Below are 4,687 nucleotides of genomic sequence, written 5' to 3' on the forward strand. Positions count from 1 at the left end.
GGGTGTCGGTGGTCGGCGGCTTGTCGTGCTCGGCGTTGTAACGCTGCCGGGCCGCGCGGGCCTGGGTGTGCAGGGCTGTGTAGAAGTCGTCGGGCGAGCCCTCCTCGCGGATGCCGGCCGCGACCAGCCAATCGCGGACCTCGGCGGTGGGCTCGTCGGCGAAGACGGCGCCACGCCACCGGCCAACCTTGACTTTGAACAGGACGGCGTCGTCGATGGCCCGGATCCGCTCGTGTGGGGTGTCCGGGTCGGCGAACTGCTCGCTGGCCTTCATCAGCAGCGGGTGGTCGATCTGGTCGAGCGGGGTGCGGGCCTGCGGGATCGGCAGGTGCAGGTCCTCTCGCAGGCAGCGAAGCGTCGGGCGGACCGGCACCGTTCACTCGTTCCAGTCGCCAACTCCGCCGAGCTGCTCGATCCGCTCGGCGGACAAGCCAGTCAGCGCGGTGACGGAGGCGGTGAGCGAGCCGTCGAGGATCTTCATCGACGCGACCATCCCCCGGCGAACCTCCTCACGGCGCTGCTCGAGATAGACCCTGACCGCCTCGGCGACGAAGTCCTTCTTGGACATGCCCAGGAAGTGCGCGGCCTGCGAGATCAGCTCGTCCGTCGCTGGATCGATCTTCAAAGGCGCCTGGCGGCGGGCGCCGACGGTCGTCATGGCCATCCCTCCTCTCAGACCATGGTACCCAAGTACCTCAAGGCTCGCTGGCGCCCGAACGTGAACCGACGGAAGGGACGACGGTGTGGTCGCGCAGGACATCGTCTGTAGCGGCAGTTGGGTGCGCCGGGGGGCCGATCGGACCATAGGGCCCGAGGAAGGTGACGCGCGTGAGGAGGGACCCCGAGCACAGCCAGGACGGCACCGGCGTCAAGAACAGCGAACCCATCGACGATGCCAAGACCGGGACGTCTCGGACGATCCGGCGAAAACCCGTCGCCCGTCCTCTGGTCGTGGACCGGATCGAGACCGTGACCATGGCCCCCGAGCAGCGACGAAGAGCGGTGGAGGCGCTGGCCAACCTGATCGTGCGCGCGGAGCAAGCCGGCGCGTTCGCGACCGAGCGGGACAAGGACCGCTGAAAACCACGAACACGTCCGCGTGAACACGACCGGGTTCAGCACGCACCTCCGGCTGCCGCCCACAGTCGCACGTCCGCAGCCGCCGTTCACCGGCGTGGGGAACGCCTCCGGCCTCGTGGCCAGGTGAAGCCGCGTCAGCGTCGCGACCATGCACTCTCCGCGGACACCGTACGGCTGCACGCCCGGCGAGCCATGTATGCGCACCAAGTCCGACCCCGTCCCGGACTGATCCGTGATGACGTACCTGCCAGCGCCGGGGACGAGCGCGGCCAGTGCCACAGCACGCCTGCCGTCTACGGGCCGCGCGCTGGCCGGACCGCACCACTACCTGCCGTAATCGATTGCTCCAGAGCCAGGTTGGGCTCGAACCGTTCCCTGAGCGCCCTGACCTGCTCGTTCCTGGGCCACAAACACACCCGACCTATAGGTGAGACCTATTTATGTTTATGCAGGTCGGATGGTTCGTCACGTTGAGTGGTGGACCTGAGTGACCACAATACGAACCGCCATCCCACCCTGCCCGGACCGGTCATCGCCCTCGCTATCGCGCCCGGCAGGCCGTCTACCTGCACCGACACTGCTCCCGTATGACAGATGCCGGACCGCGCCGTCGGTCAGCGCGTCGACAGCGCCGTTGGTCGCGGTCCCCCAGGAGTCGTCAGAACGCGGCGCCGGTGACCGACCGGCGGTCGGCGGTCGGCGGTCGGCGGACCATCACGTGTCGCCTCCGAATCGGGACCGCATGGACTTGGTCAGGTACTGCCGAGGGCTTTGCGGAGGTCCTTCATCAGGAGGAACAGGTGCATGGGGTCGGTGGGGCTGGGCTCGAACTTCGCCAGGCGCAGGTAGAAGTCGCGGGCGGTCTCGTTCTCGTAGTGGATCAGCAGGGCCCGCACTCCGATGACCTCTCCGGCGGCGGCAACGCGGCGCAGTGCGTCGACCACCAAGGCCTGGCCCAGCCCGGCGCCCTGGACCGACAGATCTACACCGAGCCGGGTGAGGATGACTACCGGCTGGTGGTAGCGGCCCGCGCCCTGCGTCAGCCGCCGCGGCGCCTGCGTCGGCGCGACCGACCCCGCCGCCAGCGCGTAGTAGCCGACCACCCGCCGATCGCCGTCCTCGGCGCCGGTGACCACGTACACCCGGGATGAGCCCGATTGGTGCGCCTGCAACGCGTGCGCCGTCAACCAGGACGACTGCGCCGCCGACCCGCAGTCAAACCCGGACAGCACATGGCTGGCGGTCGCCGGTTCGACCGGGCCGAACCGGCGACCGCTCACCGACCGGCCTGGCCAGGCTCGGACTGGTCCAGCACGGTGGGTGCCGACAGCAGCTCCCGCAGCCCCGCCACCTCGGACGCCGGCCGGTCCAACGCATGGTCAAACGCCTGCCAGGCCGCCTCGTCCAGGATGAACACCTGCCGATCCGCCAGAATGTCGGCCGCCGCCTCGGTCGCGGCCTTCAACACGAACGCCGACACCGTGCTCCCGGAGGCCGAGCTGGCGGCCTCCAGCAGCGCCTTCTGCGCCGGCTCCACCCGAAGGTGCAGCCGATCGTCCTTCGCACCCGTCACCCCACCAGCGTACGCACAACGTACGCCATGCACCAAGGCATGTGCGGCTACGCTCACTGCGTCACACGTTCCCGCACAGCCGAGAACTCATGCCGGACGTGATCATGATGGCGGTCCGCATGGCCGGGCCGCGTCGATCAGCAGCGGGGTGAACCGGCACACCCACCGGTAGACGGTCACGTGGCCAACGACGAGACCTCGCTCCGCGAGGAGCTCCTCGACGTCCCGGTAGGACCCGGCGTAGCGCAGGTACCAGCGCACCGCCAGCACGCTTCTCCTCGGGCGGGAAGCGGAACCCCGCGAACTCCGACATCGGAACCGGCGGACGGACACGACGTCGATGCATCACTCGATCATTACCGATCGGCAGCCGAGACGGCGGACTTCGCCAGCGCGACAGTACCATCACAGAACGTCATATAAGACAATCATGGTATGAGCACACACGGCCGAAAAAATCCATGATCGACAATTGTCGAAACGAGATCATTGCAGGTTACAGCTATGATCATATGTGGAGCTGAGGGGATGGAACTTGAACCCTGATCTAGCCCACTACCTGCGCAAACGCACCGCACAGAGGATCTGGAGCGTCCCCGCGCGGGCGGCGCGACGCTCATGATCTTGATACCTGTCTGAAGGCTACACGCTCTGGCGAACAAGACGAACGAGGACGGTCGGTGGCCGGAGTTTCGGCCGCCCCAGACGGCTGGTTGTAGAAGACGAAATCGTCGTTCGACCGAACCTTCCCGTCATCCCCGAGCAGGAGCACGCTCACATCCGCGTCAAGCGGATGCCCCTTCTCAGCAGCCCGCTCAAGAATGACCGAGACAGAACCGAGCTCGTCAGCCAGGGCACTGAGGGGTGTCCATTCACGGGGTAGCCTGGAAATCAAAGATCTCACAATCGTTTGTCATCCCGAGCGTCCGTGTCGTGTCGACGGCGGGTGTCAGGCGGCCACCGGGGTGGGTAGCCAGGGGTCACCGACCAGCGCGGCATGGATGGCATCGATGGCGCGCAGACCGTGATTATGGGCACTGACGAGGTAGGAGCGCACGCGGCAGTACCGGCGCAGGGTCGTCAAGGTGTGCCAGTAACCGGACACGGCCTGATGTCGTTTCGGGCCTCGTAGTGCCTGTTCGGCGGCATTGTTGGTCCAGGGAACAGCGAAGTTCCTCGTAAACAGCCAGACCTGCTCGGCTTTGGCGGCCAGCCGCCGGGCGAGAGTGTACCCGGGGTGGTTACCGTCCCCGTCCCAGTCGCGGCACCGGTTGGTGAGCCGTCCCCACTCCACAGCTGTGTCGTAGCGCTCCCGCAGGCCGGTGAGCAGGTCCGGGTCGAGCTGGCCGCGGTCGGCGGCCAGGGCCTCGGTGACCGCGGCGGCGGCCTCGCGCAGCACCTGCTGGACTGATGCGCCCACCGCTGCCAGTCGGGGTGCAGCTCCCACACGCCCTGCACATGACGGATCACATGCGCGCAGCACTGCTGCACCCCGGCACGCTGGTCGTCGAACTGGTACCACCCGGCGTAGTCGTCGCGGACCAGGTAGCCGCGGTAGCCCTCCACGACCCCCAACTCAGCGAGGGCCGCGCTGGAACGGGCGCCGATCGGGGCGTACCAGGTCAGCCGCTCGTCCGGGGCGCGCAGGGTGACCACGTGCGGGGCGCCCGGTGCGGGCTGCCCGTTCTCGTCGGCGTCCGTGCGAAGCACGGTGACCGGGGTCTCGTCCCCACAGAGCACCTCCTCGGCCCGCAGCGCGGTCGTCATCGACTCGTCGAAACCGGCCGCCTCCAACGCCTCCGCCAGCCGGGCGTGCGCGCGGGCAACGAACCCACCCGAGACCGGCGCACCCAGCAGCGCCTCCAACACCCGCGCGGTGCGCTCAACCGGCACGTTGCCCTCCGAGGCCAGCAGCACCGCCGCCGCGTTCACGTTCGGCCCGTAGACCACCGACCCGGCCTGGGCGAACGGCACCGCCGCCGTGGTGACCTTCCCGCAGCAGGCGCACCGGCGCCGCGGCAGCAGATAGTGCAC

At 68.2% G+C, this 4,687-nt stretch carries 5 protein-coding genes and 3 pseudogenes; 1 reads left to right on the forward strand and 7 read right to left on the reverse strand.

Annotated features, from left to right (window positions below; all coding sequences use genetic code 11):
* Positions 1 to 373: pseudogene (locus tag DD1DGNOD_RS17740) on the reverse strand (hypothetical protein); the annotation flags it as partial.
* 3 nt (positions 374 to 376) lie between these two features.
* A complete protein-coding gene (locus tag DD1DGNOD_RS17745; RefSeq protein WP_131766399.1) occupies positions 377 to 658 on the reverse strand; it encodes a hypothetical protein in 282 nt (93 codons plus the stop codon).
* A 170-nt stretch (positions 659 to 828) separates the two neighbouring features.
* On the opposite strand from DD1DGNOD_RS17745, the gene DD1DGNOD_RS17750 reads away from it, so the two are divergent.
* The gene (locus DD1DGNOD_RS17750) at positions 829 to 1,080 is read left to right on the forward strand and encodes a hypothetical protein (protein WP_131766398.1); all 252 of its coding nucleotides are present in this window, start codon (positions 829 to 831) and stop codon (positions 1,078 to 1,080) included.
* 752 nt (positions 1,081 to 1,832) lie between these two features.
* Here the strand turns inward: DD1DGNOD_RS17750 and DD1DGNOD_RS17755 are convergent.
* The 5 genes and pseudogenes from DD1DGNOD_RS17755 to tnpC form a co-directional block, all read right to left on the reverse strand.
* A complete protein-coding gene (locus DD1DGNOD_RS17755) occupies positions 1,833 to 2,360 on the reverse strand; it encodes a GNAT family N-acetyltransferase (RefSeq protein ID WP_131766397.1) in 528 nt (175 codons plus the stop codon).
* Positions 2,357 to 2,653 carry a DUF1778 domain-containing protein gene (locus DD1DGNOD_RS17760; RefSeq protein ID WP_131766396.1) on the reverse strand — a complete coding sequence of 99 codons (297 nt, stop codon included), beginning with the start codon at positions 2,651 to 2,653 and terminating at the stop codon, positions 2,357 to 2,359. The genes DD1DGNOD_RS17755 and DD1DGNOD_RS17760 overlap by 4 nt, the downstream gene beginning before the upstream one ends.
* 138 nt (positions 2,654 to 2,791) lie before the next feature.
* Positions 2,792 to 2,966: pseudogene (locus tag DD1DGNOD_RS17765) on the reverse strand (IS6 family transposase); the annotation flags it as partial.
* 303 nt (positions 2,967 to 3,269) lie between these two features.
* Positions 3,270 to 3,557, reverse strand: coding sequence for a TerD family protein (locus DD1DGNOD_RS30905; protein ID WP_206443269.1), 288 nt, complete (start codon positions 3,555 to 3,557; stop codon positions 3,270 to 3,272).
* Between the two features lie 45 nt (positions 3,558 to 3,602).
* Positions 3,603 to 4,687 (reverse strand): annotated as a pseudogene (tnpC, locus tag DD1DGNOD_RS17775) (IS66 family transposase); the annotation flags it as partial.

Origin of the sequence: Candidatus Protofrankia californiensis, from assembly GCF_900634765.1 — a bacterium.
Taxonomy (GTDB): Bacteria; Actinomycetota; Actinomycetes; order Frankiales; family Frankiaceae; genus Protofrankia; species Protofrankia californiensis.

Coding starts and splice junctions, on each gene's coding strand:
- DD1DGNOD_RS17745 (WP_131766399.1), bottom strand. CDS start 658: ATGACGACCGTCGGCGCCCGCCGCCAGGCGCCTTTGAAGATCGATCCA.